This window comes from Arthrobacter sp. 8AJ (assembly GCF_902506025.1).
In the GTDB taxonomy this organism is placed as follows: Bacteria; Actinomycetota; Actinomycetes; order Actinomycetales; family Micrococcaceae; genus Arthrobacter.
Genome location: NZ_LR733289.1, coordinates 3,295,180 through 3,311,613 on the forward strand (window position 1 = coordinate 3,295,180; position 16,434 = coordinate 3,311,613).

Consider the following 16,434-nt stretch of genomic DNA (forward strand, 5'->3'; position numbering starts at 1 on the left):
GACAGCCGTCGACGGCCGGCAGAGGCGGCACAATTGCGGCCGCGGCGCCGCTGGGGCTGCAGGACATAGAAGAACCCGCTGGTCCGGACTTGGGGGGTGTACGGACCAGCGGGCTCGACCAACAACTATAGAGGAAAGTGGCCCTGGGGCAAAATCCGCGGCATGGCGGGCACGAGCCGGCAGGGCAGGCGGGCACGGTAGAATCGTCGTCACCACCCGTTCTGCAGAGAGCACCCCATGACCCTTTCCGCCAAGGCGTTCCAGCGCTGGCTGCAGGGCATCGCACCCGATGCCAGCACTGCCGACGTCTGCCGGGTCTCGGGGATCAAACGGACCACGCTGGCCCAGCAACTGGTCCGTGGCAAGGTCTCGGTGAGTACGGTGGTCAGCATCAGCCGCGCCTACAAAATCAACCCGGTGGCAGCGCTGGCCGGGTTCGATGCCTACAGCGCCCTCGCCGGTCCGCCCCGCCCGCCCACCAGGAACGAGCTGGTGAGCCAGATCTCCAGCGCAGACCTCCTCCGGGCCCTCCTGGCCCGTCCGGCCATGGACGCCGCGCGGGGGGCGGCCGCTCCCGCCCTCAGCGCTGCCCCGCACGCCACCTCCGTGAAGAACTGGGTTGACGCCATTGACGACGGCGAGGTGCGGCACCGTGTTTCGGCCGCCACCGGCGTGGCCCCACAGAATTATTCCGCCCAGCTGACCGCCAACCGCTTGTCCCCCGAGCTTGCCATGGCCACGGCGTTGGCTGCAGGGGTGGGACCAGCCGGCGGGTTGGTGGCCACCGGCCTCATCACGGAGGAGGAGGCCGGCTGGCCCCCGGGAGCCCGGCAGGCGGCGCTGGACAGCCTTTCTGACGGAGAACTAACCGCGCTTGCAGGAGACAGACTCCAGGCACTGGGCAAAGTATTGCGCCGGCAGGAGCAGGACCAGGCGCAGACAGAGAAGATTTGGGAGAACCTGGGATGATCGAGACCCTTCAATGGACCACGCTGGCCGTCTGCGCATTCGTTGCGGCGGCACGCATTCCCAGCACCCTCCGCGGTGAGAACCGCTCCCTCTTCGGCATCTTTGCCATGATGACCCTGGCCATCCTGTTGAGCATCCAGGGCCCGTACCTGGTGATCGACCAGGCGCTGGGGGGTTTCAACCTGGCCAATCTGCTGCTCCGTTTCGTGATCTTCGGTGCCATCTTCTTCATGGGCATCCGCATCTCCAAGGGGTTTGATGCAAAGGACGCCTACCGGTTCATCACCGGGCGGACAGGAATGGCAGTCCTCGCACTCATATCCGCGGTCGCTGTGACTCTGTTCTTCCTGATGGACACCAGTGGTTCCTCCGCAGGTCTTACGGGCGTGGTGGGCACCGATCCCTGGAACTCCGCGCTGCTCGAATATTACGGGGCTGCGGGCAGGGCGTACCCCGCCTATGTTGCGTTGGCCCTGCTTCCAGCCATGGTCCGCGCCGTGTCGAGTCGCCTGCCCGGTTTAGTCCGGGCTGCCGCCGCCCTGCTGGGCCTTGGCGCCGTGGCGACGGGGCTGAGCTTGTCGTTCCCCCTGATCCCGCCGGCCCTCGGCCAAATTGAGTTCATCATCAACTACACCGCGGTGCTGTGCTTCGTCGTTGGACTGGCGCTGATCTGGGCGGCCAAGGTGGTCAACGCGCGTACGGTCCGCAGCCGCAGGACATCTACCGAAACGTAACCTTCGCGGGCTTTCACAAAATCATTAGTGTGTGACACAATCATGAATGTGTGAAGGCGGGGCTGCCAAGCGTTTGCGAACGGGGATAAATTCCAAAACGCGGGAGTCCCGGGGGCCTTTGCACACATTGGGGGGATGAGTGGTGGCGGATCGTTGGGGACCGCCCCCACTCAGCCTGTTTAAGGCCCTTTTCGGCAGCCCGCGGCCTGCACGCCGCGCATCTACGCCCGGGCAAACCTCAGTGTCACCAGCTGGAACGGCCGGAGCCTGAGTACGGCACCCGCGCCGGTGGGCTGGACTCCAGCAGCTTCGGTGGTGCGCTCCAGGAGGTCCGTAGGCACAACGTCCCGCACCGGGAAGTTCGCCGTAATGTTTCCTTGGGAGCGCTGCCCCAGCGACTCATACAGCCGGACCACCACGTCCCCGGATCCGTCCTGCGCCAGTTTCACCGCTTCGATGACCAGGGCAGGATTGCTGACGGAGAACAGCGGCTCAACGCCGGCGCCTCCGCTGACCAGCCGGGGCGCCAGGTTTGTCCGGTACCCTTCCTCGACGGCATCGGCAATGTCAGCACCCGGGCGGATGGTCACGGTCAACTCGTGCCGCCCCCGGTCTGCGTCCGGGTCGGGGAACTTGGGCGCCCGCAGCAGGGACAGGCGCACCGTGGTGGTGGTTCCGCCGTCGGATTCCCTGATGTTCCTGCCCACGTCATGGCCATAGGTGGAGGAGTTGGACACGGCCACGCCGTAGCCGGGTTCACCCACGTAGATCCAGCGGTGGGCGCAGATTTCGAACTTCGCGGCCTCCCACGAGGTGTTGGTGTGGGTGGGCCGGAAAACGTGGCCGAACTGCGTTTCGGCAGCCGACCTCTCAGCCCGGACGTCGAGGGCAAAGCCGAGCTTCAGCAGCTTTTCGCGCTCCTGCCAGTCCACTGACGTGGTGATCTCCAGTGACGGGCTGCCGGGGGCAAGCGTGATGCGCTGGGTCAGCGGGGAGGCGCCGGCCACCCGCTCCACCACAACGACGGCGCTGCCGCCTTCGGTGGCAAGCCGGACCGATTCTGCGTGGACCAGCTGCGTAACGTTGCGCCGGTAGAACTCGTCGATATCCCAGGCATCCCACTCATTGGGGGTATCCCGGTGAAGCTCCAGCAGATTGCCGTGCTGGCCCGGAGCGATTGCCTCACGGCCGCTGGCGTGGTCGCACAGGGAGGAGAGCAGTCCGTCGGCATCCACCACGGCGCGGATGATCCCGTTGTCCAGGATGTAGCCACCTTCATGCGGTGTGGCCTGCACCGGCTCCCGGTCCACCGCCGCTTCAGCCGCCGCCAGTGCGGGAACTCCATCCCGGGCATGCGGTGCGGCGTTCAGCAGGAACCGGCGGTCGCCCGGGCCCAGCATGGCGGCGGCAGCGCGGCCGATCAGCGACTCGAGGGCGGCTTCGATGGCCTGGTAGTTCCGCTCGGCATCCTGGTGCACCCAGGCAATGGAGCTGCCGGGAAGAATGTCATGGAACTGCTGCAGCAGGACCAGCTGCCACAGGCGCTTGAGCTCGGCGCCGGGATACTCGTAGGCACCGGCGGCGCGGACGGCAGCCGTGGCACACCACAATTCGGCTTCACGCAGCAGGTGCTCGCTGCGCCGGTTGCCCTTCTTGGTGCGCGCCTGGCTCGTGTAGGTGCCGCGGTGCAGCTCCAGGTACATCTCGCCCACCCAGACCGGCAAGGCTGGATAGTCTTCCTCGGCCTGCCGGAAGAAACTTTCCGCGGAGCCGATCCTGACCTTTGGCGATCCTTCCAGGTCCGCCGTGCGTGCAGCGGCGGCAAGCATTTCGCGGGTGGGGCCGCCGCCGCCGTCGCCATACCCGAACGGCACCAGCGACACGGTGCCGCGGCCGTGGTCCCGGTAGTTGCGCTCGGCGTGGGCCAGGTCCCTGCCGCTGAGGTCGGAGTTGTAGGTGTCCACCGGGGGGAAGTGGGTGAAGAGCCGGGTGCCGTCGATCCCCTCCCAGTTGAACGTGTGGTGGGGCATCCTGTTGGTCTGGTTCCAGGAGATCTTCTGCGTGAGGAACCAGCGGCTGCCCGCAGCCTTCACGATCTGGGGCAGGGCCGCGCTGTAGCCGAACGAGTCCGGGAGCCACGCCTCCCTGCATTCAATGCCGAATTCGTCCAGGAAGAAACCCTTGCCCTCCACGAACTGCCGGGCCATGGCTTCGCCGCCGGGCATGTTGGTGTCCGATTCGACCCACATGCCGCCGACCGGGACGAACTGCCCGGCGCGGACTTTTTCCCTGATCCGGCCGAACAGGTCCGGGTACAGCTCCTTGATCCAGGCCAGCTGCTGCGCGGAGGAGCAGGAGAAGACAAAGCCGGGGTCCTCGTCCATCAGGGCCACCACGTTGGAGAACGTCCGGGCGCATTTGCGGATGGTTTCCCGGACCGGCCAGAGCCAGGCGGAGTCGATGTGCGCATGCCCGGTGGCAACCAGTTGGTGCGCGGAGGCATAGGCGGGCCTGGTCAGGACGTCGGTAAGCGCCCGCCGCCCTGCCGCCGCGGTCCCGGCAACATCGTCCGGGTCCATCACGTCCATCATGTGTTCGAGCGCCCGGAGGATCTCGTGGCGGCGCGGGAGCTCCAGCGGAAGCTGCTCCATGAGGCCGGCAAGGGTCCAGATGTCCTGCTGGAGTTCCCACACGGTCTGGTTCAGTTCGGCGATGGCGATGTTTCCCAGCCGGTACTGCGGGGCTTCCCCGGCGGTCGCCCTGTCCCCCAACGGGGTGGCGGCAAACGTCCAGCCCTGGGCCATGTCCGGGTTCGCGGCCGCCTCAACGTAGAAGTCCACGGCCATGCCGCTGCCCAGCAGCTTGAGCGGGATGTACTGGTTGCGGGGTGATATTGCCTTGATGATGCTGCCATCGGAGCGCCAGGCGATGCCCTCGCACTGGAACCCCGGGGCCTCGGTGGTGAACCCCAGGTCCACCACCACCTCCACCGTGGTGTCCGGGCCGCCGCCCCAGGATTCGGGCACCTCCCCCTGCAGCCGCAGCCAGGTGGTACCCCACGGCCGCCCCCAGGGGGCACCGTGCTCCTGCGGCTGGAACTCCTGCCGCATCGCCTCGAGCGCGGGGACCGGCTCACCGGGCACTTCCCAACTGCTCAGGGCAAGCGGGACTGTCCTGCTGTAAACGGCAGGGACAATGCGCTCCCGCACAAACCTGGCCAGGCGGACTTCCGTGATCCTGCGGTCGTCATGCAATATAGGTCCTCTTTAAGCTGGAGACTGGATCATCGAGTCCATTCGATGGACAAATCTACCCGCTGACAGCACTGCAACCAACCCCCTGCGCCCAGGCAGCGGGCCGGCCCGGGCGTTGGCGCCGCTACGTCCTTGGGACGGCGGGTTCGGGCCTCAGGATCCGGGAGTCCCCGGCATAGATGTTGAAACTGGTGCCGCGGCTGAATCCCGCCACGGTCAAACCGTTCGCTTCTGCCAGTTCCACGGCGAGGCTGGACGGGGCACTGACGGCAGCCAGGACGGGAATTCCGGCGAGCGAGGCTTTCTGCACCAGCTCGAAGGATGCCCGGCCGGACACTTGGAGGACCGTCCCGGTCAACGGCAGGAGCCCTTCGCGCAGAGCCCAGCCCACCACTTTGTCCACCGCATTGTGCCGCCCCACGTCTTCGCGCAGGCACAGGAGCCGTGGCGCGCCGTCGTCGTCGATCCTGAACAGGCCCGCCGCGTGAACGCCGCCGGTGTCATCAAAGACGCGCTGGGACTCCCGCAGCAGGTCCGGCAGGGAGGCCAGGACCTTGGCGTCCACCGTCAGCGGGTCCGCCTGCGGGCTGTGGTGCGAGGACTTCTGGACGGCTTCGATGGAGTCCGTCCCGCAAATGCCGCAGGAGCTGGACGTATAGACCCTGCGGCCGGTGTCGGGGAGTGGCACGTCCGGCCGCAACTGGGCCTCCACCACGTTGAATGTCTGGACGCCGTTTTCGTCCTCGCCGGCGCAGAACCGCAGCGACACCAGCTGTTCAGGGGTCCAGATAACCCCTTCGGACACCAGGAATCCGGCCACCAGGTCAAAATCGTCGCCGGGCGTGCGCATGGTGACCGAATAGGACAGCCCGCCCAGCCGGATTTCCAGCGGTTCTTCCACGGCGAGGACATCCTCGCGGTGGCGGACCGGGTACTCCAGGGCACCCGGAGAACCATCCAGGAGATATTTGTGCACCTTGCGGCGCTGGGTTACTCGTCCCATGTTCCACCCTGCCTGTTCATTACTCCATCATGGCACCAACAGAGCCTGCCCCGGCCCACGGGACCAACCCAGGACCGGCTTAGCCCAGGAGGGCGCTCCAGTCCACGGGCCCACTGGGTGCCGGCTTGGCCTTGGGCTGGCCGGTCCGGGCAGTGCTCCGCGGTTTGGCTTTGGCCTCCCCGTCACCGCGGCGCGGAATGGGCGGCCCCCAGGGCAGCGCGAAGGCCGGCACCAGTTCGCCCAACTGCACTCCGTGCGGCGGCACCACCAGGACCCCATCGGCAGCAGCCAGCCCGCGCATCATGCCCGGTCCCGTATGCTGCGCCGGAGACGCCATGCCGTACAGCAGCCGGAACGGCATCAGCCTGGTGCGTCCGGGGTCCGGCTCGACCATCGTCCCGCAGGGCACTTCCTCCACGGGCGGCATGGGGCGGTGCCCCAACGCGGCCAGCAGCGGAGCACCCACGGTGGAGAGGGCCATCATGGCCGCCAGCGGGTTGCCAGGAAGCCCCAGGACGAAGCGGCCGTCCGGAAGTTCGGCGAGAACCGCGGGGTGTCCCGGACGCATTGCCACGCCGTCGATGATGAGCCGTCCGCCGAGCTCCGCCACAGCCCGCCGCAGGTGGTCCGTTCCGGAGCGCCCGGTACCCCCGGTGGTGATAACGACGTCGGCGGGCAGGTCCGGCGCGCCGGGCACCTCCGGCAGCACGTCCTCAAGCGCCGCCAGCCATTCGTCGTAGGAATCGCCGATCCGCTGCTGTCCGCCGGTGATGCCGCCCAGCATGGCAACGACGTCGGGCAACTGGGGGCCGAACGTGTCGCGCACCTGGCCCGGGGCCGGCGTGCCCTGTTCCACCACCTCTGACCCCGTAAGCACCAGGCGGACCACCGGCTTCCCCTGGACCTGGACTTCGTCGTAACCGGCCAGGGCGGCCAGCGCCAGGTGTGCCGGGTTGAGCTCCACCCCTGCCTTGACCAGGGTGTCCCCTTCCAATGCTTCCTCCCCGGCCTTGCGGATGTGCTCTCCGGCGCGGGGCTCACCCGGGCGCGCCTTGCCGCCGGTCATCAGGATGGGGAGCCCTTCATCGTCCGTGCCGAGGACAGCATTTTCGGTGCGAAGAACTGCCTTGGCGCCGGGCGGGATGAGGCCTCCCGTGGCGATGGGACTGGCCTGGTGCGGTGCCAGCCGCGTTCCGGGCTCCACGGGGATCCACGGGCCGCTGCCGTTGACCGCCCAGCCGTCCATGGCTGAGGACGCGTAGTGGGGCATGTCCTGAAGGGCCACGATGTCCCGGTCAAGCCGGCGGCCCAGGGCTATCCGGAGCGCCACCGGCCCGGGGGGTATGGGGGTTGCTGCATCGAACGCAGCTTGCCGGGCTTCTTGCCAGGTGTGGGCCGCATGATGGTGGGCATCATGCGGCTGTTCAGTTTTGTGCGCCTCTGCATCACTGCCCGGTGGCGCCTCCGGATCGCTGTGGCGTTCTGCCGTCATTCGCCGGGAGTCCCGGCAGCTTCAGCGTCGTAGTCTTCGGCCAGGGAACGGGCAACGGCCAGCGCCGCGTCCATCGATGCTGCGTCCATTGCCCTGCCGGGAGCAGCCGCCAGTCCCGCGGCGAAGCCTGCGATGAAGGTGGTCAGCGGCGCGGCCGGCCTGACAACCGCATGGGCAGCGACGCCGGCCAGCGCCAGCACGGCGTTGACATCCACCTGGACATCTTCAAGCTTGTAGGCCTGGAGAAGCGCCCTGCACCACTCTTCCAGCGTCTCATCCTGGCTTTTCACGACTTGCCTCCCACGTTAGCTCCGCCCATGAACCGGTCCTGGCCCGCGCGCTGGTTCCCGGCGGAAATCCCCAGCGCGGCAGCATCGTCCCAGGTATCCACATCGGATGTGGACCCGGCGGGGACTGTGACAAGCTGCACGTCCAGACTAGCAAGGAGCGCCCTCACGGATCCGTTGACCAGGGCGCTGCGCGCAGCCAGGTCGGCGCAGGCTTTTGTTAACCCAGCCGTGCTGTAAAAACCTGCCAAGGGCTGAGCCCTGCCATCCCCGGAACAAGCCATCACGCCGCCCCCACCGTCCGCCACATCGGTGCGCGTCAGGGCATCCTTCAGCACAGCCACCGCCTGGGAGGCCAGCGGCATGTCGCACGCCAGCACCAGGCAGTAGGGCGCCCCTTCGCCTCCCTGGGCCAGCGCGGCCAGGCCTGCGGCTATTGCGGCAGCAGGCCCGGCGAACCGCGGCTCCTCGCGGCACATCAGCAGGGTGGACGGCCGGGTTGACGGGGCCGCCGAACCCGCGGCCCCGGACTCTCCCGGCAGGGATCCCGCATCACCGACCACCCCGGTGCGGCGGGCGCCGGCTGCCGCGGCCACGGCACGCTCGAGGAGGGTCTGGCCCTGGTATACCAGGGACTGCTTGGGTACCCCGCCCAGCCGGGATGACCGCCCCCCGGCCAGGATCAGGGCATCGAAAACCAACATGCTCTCTTGCACTCCCCCAGCCTAGCGATCAGCTGGGCTGCCGGGCAGCGCGAGGGCGTCAGGCGGCGCGCTCCGGGAGCAGGAACGGATCCCACGCCGGCGTCGGCTTCTCCAGTTCCTTGATCTGCCAGATCGTTCCGTGCGGCGGCTCGGGCACGAACCGAAGGGTCCAGCCCATTTCCGCGGGAGTGTGGTCGCCCTTGACGTTGTTGCACCGCAGGCAGGCGGCCACAAGGTTCTCCCATGAATCGGCACCGCCCCGGGACTTCGGGTGAACGTGGTCGATTGTGTGCGCCGCCTTGCCGCAGTAGGCACATTTATGTCCGTCGCGCCGGAGCACACCCCTCCGGCTGACTGCCGTCGAGTGGTTGTACCGGGGCCGGATGTAGCGGTTGAGGAGGATCACGGACGGGCGGCCCAGGACGTCGGTGGGCCCTACCACCGGGTCATCCCCCTCGGCCACCACGCTTGCCTTGCCCGTGAGCACAAGCACCAGCGCCCGGCGGAAAGTGATAACCGCCAGCGGTTCATATCCAGCATTCAGAACGAGAGTGCGCATGCACTTACCTCTTCACGGCCGCACCCGTCAGGGGCACGAGGGCCGGCTGCCCTCGGCATGTCCGGGCTATGGATCGACATCACAAGAGTAAACAAAGAAATGCAGAATCAGGTAATCGCCGCCCCGGAGCCCAACCGGGCCCGAAGACGGGAAAGGCAAGGGCTCCACTGGAGGAACCCATTAAAGCGCAAGGGACCCCCGCCTGGTGGCGGGGGTCCCTTGCCCAATTCGCGGCCGGCGCTGGATCAGGCCGCCACTGGAATGCTTAGTTGACGCGGATGAAGACGGGGCCGGAACCCACGTTCGCGCTGAAGACCACGGTCTGGTTTCCGTTGTAGCCACCGTGGACGGCCATGCCGTTGCCGGCGTACACAGCGATGTGGGCCATGCCCGAGCCGCCGTTGGCGTAGTAGATAAGGTCGCCCGGCTGCGCTTCGGCTGCACTCACGGTGCGGCCCAGGGACAGGTAACCGGCCGGCCAGTCGTGGAAGTGGATGCCCACGGCGGCCAGGGAGTTGGTCACCAGCATGGTGCAGTCCTGCATGACACCGAGCTGTGCATAGGCTGCGGACAGGATGGCAGCACCCTTGCCGCTGGCCGAAGCCTGGGCTGCAGGGGCGGCCGGAGCGGCAGCCGTGGCAACCTTGGCGGTGACCTTGGGAGCAGCCGGCTGGGCGGCAGGAGCAGCTTCCTGTACCTGAACCTCGGGCTCAGGCTCGGCGACGGGAGCCGGCGTGGTGGTAACGGCAGGCTTCTCGTAGCTGATGGCAATGGTGGAAGCCGCGGAGATCGGGGCGTCGACGACGGATTCAACTTCCATCTGGGACGCGGGAGCGGAATCGCGCTTGACGTTGGTGTCGGCAGCGTTGGCCGCAATGCCACTGGTCAGGACCAGGCCGGAAGCAGCAGCGATGACAGCAGCCTGGCGGCCCATGCCACCGGCGTTGTCGCTGACAGCTTTGGCAATGACAGCGATCGAGTTGGTTTTGGTGACCTCGGCGCGGTGCCGTGCGGTAGCACGAGTCGTCATCAGTTCTCTCTTTCGTTTTTCCTTCGAACCGCGTGTAGGCAGGCAAAGGGAAGCTGGATGCGCCGGCATCTTGGGGGTACGCCGGCGCATCCCGAACGGGGATGTGGTTTCTAGCGAAAAAGCTTTGGGCAAAGAAATAGCCCTTGGAGCGTGAAGCCCAAGAACTACTTGTTGAGGTGGTAGTACGACGAGGTACCGGTGGCTGCAGGCGAGTGGAGCAGCGTGCCCTGGGAAGGGTTGAGTGCGCTGACCATCATGCCGTTGCCGACGTAGATGCCCACGTGCGCGCCGCCGTTCTGGACCACAAGGTCGCCCGGCTGCGGGGTGGAGGTGGGGGTCATGATGTTCCACGCGTTGGTGCGGGGGATGCTGATGCCGGCCTGGGCGTAGACCCACTGGACGAACCCGGAGCAGTCCCAGCCTGTAACGGGGCTGGTGCCGCCCCAGACGTAGGAGTGGCCGATGCCGGTGTAGGCGATTGCTGCAATACCGGAGGTTGCGGCGGAGACAGTCTCTGCAGCCTTGGCGGCAGGGGCAGCGTCCTGGCCTGCAGTGGCAGCGGCGTCGCGCACGGCCGGTGCGGTGGACTGGGGACGCACCGCTTCCACCTTTGGAGCTGCGGTGGTCTTGACGGCGGGACGCTCGAAGGAAACCGTAGCCGTGGGGGCGGCGGTGACGGCGAGGGCCGTCTGGGCCGAACCGGACTCGGTGGATGCAGAGACACCGGCGGTGGTGTCAGCTGCGGTGGCGGGCAGGCCCATGCTCAGGATAAGGCCCGATGCGGCTGCCACAACGGCAGCCTGGCGGCCTACGGTCCCGGCATTTGCACTGACGGCCTTGGACACGGCGTCCAGGGGGTTGGTGCGAACCGTTTGCGCACGGTGGCGCGCAGAATGATGGCGTGAAGACACGAAGGTAGCCTCTCCCAATGCCTGCGAGGTGAGCTGTCGGATTCGGATGGGAGTCACCCGGCCACTCTGCTTCCTGGGAAGCTCATGACTTAACCCCAAGGCCTTCAGGAAATGAAGGCCAAAATTGGTTCCCCCGCCCCTGCCAGACGATGAAATGCGAACGGACCTTGAGCGGTGGCAGAGTTAGGCAATCCACTCAAGAGCGTCAACTTCGGAAAAGTTGACGCGAGTTAGACGGTACAGCAGTTTTGTTTCAATGTCACATTCAGGTCACGGCAAGTCGCTACGATCTGAGAGTGCACACTCATTCGGTTACAGCCAGCCCATGGGATCGACCACTTCGCCGTTGACCTGGACCTCAAAGTGCAGGTGGCAGCCGGTGGATGCGCCCGTGGTGCCGCTGAGCGCCACGACCTCGCCGCGGGAGACGGTCTGTCCCACCTTGACGTTGAACGACGACAGGTGGTTGTAGGTGGTCTCCAGCCCGTTGCCGTGGTCGATGACCACCCGGTTCCCACCGCCGTACTGGTGCCAGCCTGCGAAGGTCACGGTGCCGGTCGCGGCCGCCAGGACGGACGTTCCGCACTGCGCCACGAAGTCCTGGCCGCGGTGGAAGTCTCCGGAGCCGCCGGTGATGGGGCTCACCCGGTAGCCAAAGGGCGACGCGGTGGTGAGGGATGCCAGCGGTGCGGCCAGGGTGCCGGCCGAGGCTGCCCGGGTGACGGAGCCGGCGGACTGGGCGCTCAGGAGCTGCTTCAGCTTCCCGTCGGGGTCGGCCTGGGTCACCACTGCCGAACGGCTGAAGTCGATCTGGGCGCCATTATCAGCGGAAATCTGGGGCTGCGGACTGACGGCGGAGGCTGCCAATGGCGCGTTGCCGGCGGCATCGGTGGCCATGACGGGGCTGGTGGCGGGCACCGTGACCGTCAGCACCAGACCGGTGGCGGCCAGGGCGATTCCGGCTTTCTGGCCAATGCCGCTGGCGGCGGCAAACTCCGTCACCTGCCGGAACGGACCCCGGCGGCGGCGCGCGTCACGATGCAGATCGCGGGGGCGCTCCGCTGCGACATCTTCGACAACCCGGGGTGCCGAAGGGGGGCCTGCCGCGCGGCGGCGGCCCCGGGAGGTCTGCATGGTCAAGAAGGGTTCCTCTCTGGAAAAGCCTGCGGAGTTAGCTGTCGGATTCGGGTCAGAGAGATCAAAGACCCGGCCCGTCATGGGCAAGCTTCTGCACAGGGGTATTCCCGGAAGAATCCTTCACTGGAGAGGCTTGCTGCTGACGGACTTCACCCCAAGGCAGTCCCCCGCTGCCAATTGTGGTTCCCCCGCCTCTGCCAGTAACGACTCATGCACCCGATCCGCTGGCAGAGCTCGGCTCCGGATCGGGTAACGCTTAAGTATCAACGATTGGTTCCACTATAGGGCCTTAAGACCCTAGGTAACAATTCCGTTATCTTTGCGTGGAAGCGCTTCGCCGGGGTATGAGGCGCGGCTCAGGGCTGGGTGACGGCGACAAAAACATGCGCGGCAACCTCGGGCGGCAGCTCCAGTGCCCCTTCGATTCCGGACACCCGCACGGAGATGTAATCTCCCACGCGTTCCAGCGCAACGGCGGCGCCGGGCCGGATCCCGCCTTCGTCCAGCTGCGCCAGCAGTTCGGGCTCCACCTGGATGGGTTCGGCCAGCCGGCTGATGGTCACGGCAGAGGCGGGGCCGTAGCCCTTCATGGCCTCCACCAGGCTGATGACCGCGTCGGCGGAGCCGGTGGCCGGCTGTCCGCCCAGGGCGGCGAGGCCGGGGATCGGGTTGCCGTAGGGCGATTCGGTGGGGTGGTCCAGCATCTCGTAGATGCGCCGCTCAACGCGCTCGCTCATGACGTGTTCCCAGCGGCAGGCTTCGTCGTGCACGTAGGCCCAGTCCAAACCGATGACGTCAGCCAGCAGTCGTTCGGCCAGCCGGTGCTTGCGCATGACCTCGGTGGCCCGCTTGCGGCCCGTGTCCGTGAGTTCCAGGTGCCTGTCGCCGGAGACGACGACGAGTCCGTCGCGTTCCATCCTGCCGATTGTCTGGGACACCGTGGGGCCGGAGTGGCGCAGACGCTCGGCGATACGGGCCCGAAGGGCAACGATGTTTTCTTCCTCAAGCTCCAGGATGGTCCTGAGGTACATCTCCGTAGTGTCGATCAGATCCGTCATCCAGCTCAGCTCCTCGAGCGCAGTACCTTGCGTTGTCCCACCGTACCGCTCTGTTCCCGCGAGGTAGTCCGGGGGCTAGCTTAGCCTATTTTGACTTTGTCCGAATAGCTGCCCCCTGCGCAGCCACCCCTGGACGGGACCGTCTCATTGTCTGGACTTTGCCCGCACCGGCTCCCGCACCCACTGCCCTTCAGGCAGAATGGAACAGGCCTGCCACGCAGCCACCGCGCGCTGCCGGCCACCCCTTACCCGCCCGTCCGGACCAAAGTTTTCGTCCCCGCCGAATTGGAGCACCTGTGAGCGACACCAGCATCACGATCCCCGCCGACCTCCTGCCCAAGGACGGGCGGTTCGGCGCCGGCCCGTCAAAGGTCCGCCAGGAACAGATTGATGCCCTGGCAGCAGCGTCCAAGACCATCCTCGGCACCTCGCACCGGCAGGCGCCGGTCAAGAACCTGGTCGGATCCGTCCGCGACGGGCTGAGCCAGTTCTTCCGTGCCCCGGAGGGGTATGAGGTGGTCCTCGGCGTTGGCGGCTCCACGGCGTTCTGGGACATCGCAAGCTTTGGCCTGGTGGAGAAGAAGGCCCAGCACCTCTCCTTCGGTGAATTCGGGTCAAAGTTCGCCGCAGCCACCAACAAGGCGCCCTTCCTGGAGTCCTCCTCGATCATCAAATCCGAGCCCGGCACCCGTCCGGCGGCGCAGGCCGAGGCCGGCGTGGACGTCTATGCCTGGCCGCAGAATGAGACCTCCACCGGCGTGGCGGCGCCGGTCACGCGCGTCTCCGGGGCCGACGAGGGATCGCTGGTGCTGGTGGACGCCACCTCGGCGGCCGGCGGCCTGGACGTGGACGTTGCCCAGAGCGACGTCTACTACTTCGCCCCGCAAAAGAACTTCGCCTCCGACGGCGGCCTCTGGCTTGGCCTGTTCTCCCCCGCCGCCATCGAGCGTGCCGCGCGGATCAAGGCCAGCGGCCGGTGGATCCCGGATTTCCTGGACCTCCAGACCGCCATCGACAACTCCCGCTTGAACCAGACGTACAACACTCCCTCGCTGTCCACGCTGGTCACCCTGGACGCCCAGGTCCAGTGGCTGAACTCCAACGGCGGCCTGGACTTTGCCGCCGCGCGCACCGCTGACTCCGCAGGGCGCATCTACAGCTGGGCCGAGGCCTCCGATTTTGCCACCCCGTTCGTGGCCAACCCGGAGGAACGCTCCAACGTCATCGCCACCATCGACTTCGACGAATCGGTTGATGCGGCAGCTGTGGCCAAGGTCCTGCGCGCCAACGGCGTCGTGGACACTGAGCCCTACCGGAAGCTGGGCCGCAACCAGCTGCGCATCGCCACCTTCGTGGCCATCGAGCCGGACGATGTCTCGGCCCTGCTGTCCAGCATCGACTATGTGGTGGGCGAGCTGCGGAAGTAAGCACGGCCTGCGCGGATGCATAACGTACGACGGCGCCGCCCGGGTTCTTCCCGGACGGCGCCGTTTTTCGTTGTCCCCGGCCTGGGGGTGGCCGGTTTCCCGGCGGAGGTGCGGTCAGGCTCCTGCCTGGGTGCCGGCGTCGTCCGTCGAATCCCGGGCCTCTTCCGCTGATTCCTGGCCATCCCCTGCAGGGGCGTCAACTTCAGGGCTGTCCGTTTCAGGGGCATTCGCTTCAGGGGCGTCTGCTTCGGACTCCTGCTGCTGGTCCTCAGGGCGGACGCGTTCGGCCCAGGGCACCCACTCGGGGGCGAGGATCGAATCCTCGGACGGCAGCAGGCCCAGCTCATTGACCGTAACCACCTTGGAGCGCGAGTTGCGGGTCAGCACCGCGTACCACTGCCACCCTGCGTAGCCGGGCAGCCTCGACTCGAACAGGTGCGTGACCAGCCGGTCGCCCTCGCTCTTGGCCGCCAGGTGCGGGCCAATGGTGGCCGCCGGCGTGATGCCCTCCAACGCGGTCCGGGCAGTGTCCACCGCCGCGGCCAGGAAAGCGTCCGGCTTGCCTGTGCGCCACACGGGCACGCCGGCCTTGCGCTTGGCCGGAGTCTTGGCGGCCTGCTCCTGCACTGGCGTGCCCAGCTGTTCAGAATCGGGAGTCATGGGCGCCTAAACGTCCAGCTCGTCGGCGACCTTGCGCAGGGCGGCAGCAATGGCCTTGCCCTTGTTGCCGTCCGGGTACTTGCCCTTGGACAGGGTCCCGGACAGGTTGTCCAGGACGGTCACCAGGTCCTGCACCAGCGGGGCGAGGTCCTTGGCGCTGGGACGCTTGGCCTTGGCAATGGATGGCGTCTTGTCCAGCACCCGCAGGCCCAGCGCCTGGGCGCCCTTGCGCCCGTCAGCTACGCCGAACTCCACCCGGGTGCCGGCCTTCAGCTCCGTGACGCCCTCGGGCAACGATGACTTGGGCAGGAAAACCTCCTGGCCGTCTTCGCCCGCGAGGAACCCAAAGCCTTTGTCCTTGTCATACCACTTGACCTTGCCGGTAGGCACGTAATCAACCTTCTTCGTTCTGCTGTCATGAGACACGGCCAGCTGCCACCGCATCCGCATTGTTGTGCGGGTTCAGGGTATGGCAAACGGAAACCGTGTTGGTCTGTATGCTTCAAGGTTATCCTGCCGCATGGCCTATTGATGCTTTGAGCAGCACTGTTCCGCCGCAGGCGCAAGGCCCCGGCTTTTACCCGCACCGCTGCAGGCGCGGTAGCGTTGCGTCCATGACTCCCTCGCGTTACCGGCGGCCGTTGATGGTCCTCGCTGCAGTTGTTGCCGTGCTGTCCCTGATAGCCGTGGCAGCTGTCATGGCGCTTGCCTTCGCCGGCTCGGTAGCTCCTGCCTGGATCACCTACACCGCGCTTTACGGCCTGCCGGTGGCCTTCATCCTGATGCTCCTGCTGGTCCTGGACGGTGTTGCCGCCCGGCGGCGGGCGGGAAGGGCGCAGCAGCGGTAACGTTGGACTGATGTCCCTCATTCGCGCGCTTGGCAAGGACCTGGAGGCACGCAGCGACGATTCGTTGCGGGCGCTGTTCGCCGCGCGGCCGGACCTCATATCCCCATCCGTGCCGGACTTTGCCGCACTGGCGGCACGCGCCAGTTCCCGCGTCAGCGTCCAGCGCGCCCTGGAGCGGCTCGACCGGCCGCACATGCAGGTCCTGGAAACCCTCCATCTGTGCACCAACACCGACACCGGACACAGCGCCTCCGCTGAAGGAGTGCACAGACTGATCCACGGCTCCGCCCTGGCTACCGTCACTCAAATCCTGGGCACCCTGCAGGAGCTGGCCCTGGTGCACCCTGCCCCTCCCCCGCAC

General features: G+C 67.0%; 16 protein-coding genes, 1 pseudogene and 2 riboswitches. Of the genes and pseudogenes, 5 read left to right on the top strand and 12 right to left on the bottom strand.

Translation table 11 applies throughout. The features are described from left to right. Window positions 1-237: 237 nt before the first annotated feature. Window positions 238-969 (top strand): hypothetical protein, encoded by a 732-nt coding sequence (locus tag BACI349Y_RS15270; RefSeq protein ID WP_159632845.1) that lies wholly within the window; start codon window positions 238-240, stop codon window positions 967-969. Beyond that, window positions 966-1,703 (top strand): hypothetical protein, encoded by a 738-nt coding sequence (locus BACI349Y_RS15275; RefSeq protein ID WP_159632846.1) that lies wholly within the window; start codon window positions 966-968, stop codon window positions 1,701-1,703. The genes BACI349Y_RS15270 and BACI349Y_RS15275 overlap by 4 nt, the downstream gene beginning before the upstream one ends. A 221-nt stretch (window positions 1,704-1,924) precedes the next feature. On the opposite strand, the gene BACI349Y_RS15280 is transcribed toward BACI349Y_RS15275, so the two are convergent. The 10 genes from BACI349Y_RS15280 to BACI349Y_RS15320 form a co-directional block, all read right to left on the bottom strand. Further along, entirely contained in the window at window positions 1,925-4,957 is a 3,033-nt protein-coding gene (locus BACI349Y_RS15280; RefSeq protein WP_159632847.1) for an alpha-mannosidase, read from the bottom strand. A 124-nt stretch (window positions 4,958-5,081) separates the two neighbouring features. Next, complete coding sequence (gene fdhD, locus BACI349Y_RS15285; RefSeq protein WP_159632848.1) at window positions 5,082-5,960, bottom strand: formate dehydrogenase accessory sulfurtransferase FdhD; 879 nt, start codon at window positions 5,958-5,960, stop codon at window positions 5,082-5,084. Between the two features lie 79 nt (window positions 5,961-6,039). Next, complete coding sequence (locus tag BACI349Y_RS15290) at window positions 6,040-7,452, bottom strand: molybdopterin molybdotransferase MoeA (RefSeq protein ID WP_159632849.1); 1,413 nt, start codon at window positions 7,450-7,452, stop codon at window positions 6,040-6,042. Beyond that, window positions 7,449-7,742: a DUF6457 domain-containing protein gene (locus BACI349Y_RS20345; RefSeq protein WP_224025066.1), complete on the bottom strand. Its 294-nt coding sequence runs from the start codon at window positions 7,740-7,742 to the stop codon at window positions 7,449-7,451. The genes BACI349Y_RS15290 and BACI349Y_RS20345 overlap by 4 nt, the downstream gene beginning before the upstream one ends. After that, window positions 7,739-8,455, bottom strand: coding sequence for a molybdenum cofactor guanylyltransferase (mobA, locus tag BACI349Y_RS15295; protein ID WP_236560853.1), 717 nt, complete (start codon window positions 8,453-8,455; stop codon window positions 7,739-7,741). Before mobA ends, BACI349Y_RS20345 begins: the two co-directional genes overlap by 4 nt. 46 nt (window positions 8,456-8,501) lie before the next feature. After that, the gene (locus BACI349Y_RS15300; protein ID WP_056331149.1) at window positions 8,502-9,002 is read right to left on the bottom strand and encodes an HNH endonuclease; all 501 of its coding nucleotides are present in this window, start codon (window positions 9,000-9,002) and stop codon (window positions 8,502-8,504) included. A gap of 265 nt (window positions 9,003-9,267) precedes the next feature. After that, a complete protein-coding gene (locus tag BACI349Y_RS15305; RefSeq protein WP_159632850.1) occupies window positions 9,268-10,032 on the bottom strand; it encodes an NlpC/P60 family protein in 765 nt (254 codons plus the stop codon). A gap of 164 nt (window positions 10,033-10,196) precedes the next feature. Then, window positions 10,197-10,877, bottom strand: coding sequence for a C40 family peptidase (locus BACI349Y_RS15310; RefSeq protein ID WP_159635756.1), 681 nt, complete (start codon window positions 10,875-10,877; stop codon window positions 10,197-10,199). A gap of 70 nt (window positions 10,878-10,947) precedes the next feature. Next, a riboswitch (cyclic di-AMP (ydaO/yuaA leader) is annotated at window positions 10,948-11,127 on the bottom strand. Between the two features lie 128 nt (window positions 11,128-11,255). Next, window positions 11,256-12,077, bottom strand: coding sequence for a M23 family metallopeptidase (locus tag BACI349Y_RS15315; protein WP_159635759.1), 822 nt, complete (start codon window positions 12,075-12,077; stop codon window positions 11,256-11,258). 10 nt (window positions 12,078-12,087) lie between these two features. Beyond that, window positions 12,088-12,299, bottom strand: a riboswitch (cyclic di-AMP (ydaO/yuaA leader). Between the two features lie 137 nt (window positions 12,300-12,436). Next, window positions 12,437-13,138, bottom strand: coding sequence for a metal-dependent transcriptional regulator (locus BACI349Y_RS15320; RefSeq protein WP_159632851.1), 702 nt, complete (start codon window positions 13,136-13,138; stop codon window positions 12,437-12,439). A gap of 296 nt (window positions 13,139-13,434) precedes the next feature. On the opposite strand from BACI349Y_RS15320, the gene serC reads away from it, so the two are divergent. Next, the gene (gene serC / locus BACI349Y_RS15325; RefSeq protein ID WP_159632852.1) at window positions 13,435-14,565 is read left to right on the top strand and encodes a phosphoserine transaminase; all 1,131 of its coding nucleotides are present in this window, start codon (window positions 13,435-13,437) and stop codon (window positions 14,563-14,565) included. A gap of 114 nt (window positions 14,566-14,679) precedes the next feature. On the opposite strand, the gene BACI349Y_RS15330 is transcribed toward serC, so the two are convergent. Continuing rightward, window positions 14,680-15,225 (bottom strand): DUF3027 domain-containing protein, encoded by a 546-nt coding sequence (locus BACI349Y_RS15330; RefSeq protein ID WP_159632853.1) that lies wholly within the window; start codon window positions 15,223-15,225, stop codon window positions 14,680-14,682. Between the two features lie 6 nt (window positions 15,226-15,231). Further along, the gene (locus tag BACI349Y_RS15335; protein ID WP_018762148.1) at window positions 15,232-15,615 is read right to left on the bottom strand and encodes a cold-shock protein; all 384 of its coding nucleotides are present in this window, start codon (window positions 15,613-15,615) and stop codon (window positions 15,232-15,234) included. 224 nt (window positions 15,616-15,839) lie between these two features. Between BACI349Y_RS15335 and BACI349Y_RS15340 the strand changes: the two genes are divergently transcribed. Then, a complete protein-coding gene (locus BACI349Y_RS15340; RefSeq protein WP_159632854.1) occupies window positions 15,840-16,073 on the top strand; it encodes a hypothetical protein in 234 nt (77 codons plus the stop codon). 10 nt (window positions 16,074-16,083) lie between these two features. Then, window positions 16,084-16,434 (top strand): annotated as a pseudogene (locus tag BACI349Y_RS15345) (helicase-associated domain-containing protein); the annotation flags it as partial.

Bases quoted from the DNA above. Each gene is read 5' to 3' on its own strand.
- BACI349Y_RS15270 (WP_159632845.1), top strand. From the start codon at position 238: ATGACCCTTTCCGCCAAGGCGTTCCAGCGCTGGCTGCAGGGCATCGCA.
- BACI349Y_RS15275 (WP_159632846.1), top strand. From the start codon at position 966: ATGATCGAGACCCTTCAATGGACCACGCTGGCCGTCTGCGCATTCGTT.
- fdhD (WP_159632848.1), bottom strand. From the start codon at position 5,960: ATGGGACGAGTAACCCAGCGCCGCAAGGTGCACAAATATCTCCTGGAT.
- BACI349Y_RS15290 (WP_159632849.1), bottom strand. From the start codon at position 7,452: ATGACGGCAGAACGCCACAGCGATCCGGAGGCGCCACCGGGCAGTGAT.
- BACI349Y_RS15300 (WP_056331149.1), bottom strand. From the start codon at position 9,002: ATGCGCACTCTCGTTCTGAATGCTGGATATGAACCGCTGGCGGTTATC.
- BACI349Y_RS15305 (WP_159632850.1), bottom strand. From the start codon at position 10,032: ATGACGACTCGTGCTACCGCACGGCACCGCGCCGAGGTCACCAAAACC.
- BACI349Y_RS15315 (WP_159635759.1), bottom strand. From the start codon at position 12,077: ATGCAGACCTCCCGGGGCCGCCGCCGCGCGGCAGGCCCCCCTTCGGCA.
- BACI349Y_RS15320 (WP_159632851.1), bottom strand. From the start codon at position 13,138: ATGACGGATCTGATCGACACTACGGAGATGTACCTCAGGACCATCCTG.
- BACI349Y_RS15330 (WP_159632853.1), bottom strand. From the start codon at position 15,225: ATGACTCCCGATTCTGAACAGCTGGGCACGCCAGTGCAGGAGCAGGCC.
- BACI349Y_RS15340 (WP_159632854.1), top strand. From the start codon at position 15,840: ATGACTCCCTCGCGTTACCGGCGGCCGTTGATGGTCCTCGCTGCAGTT.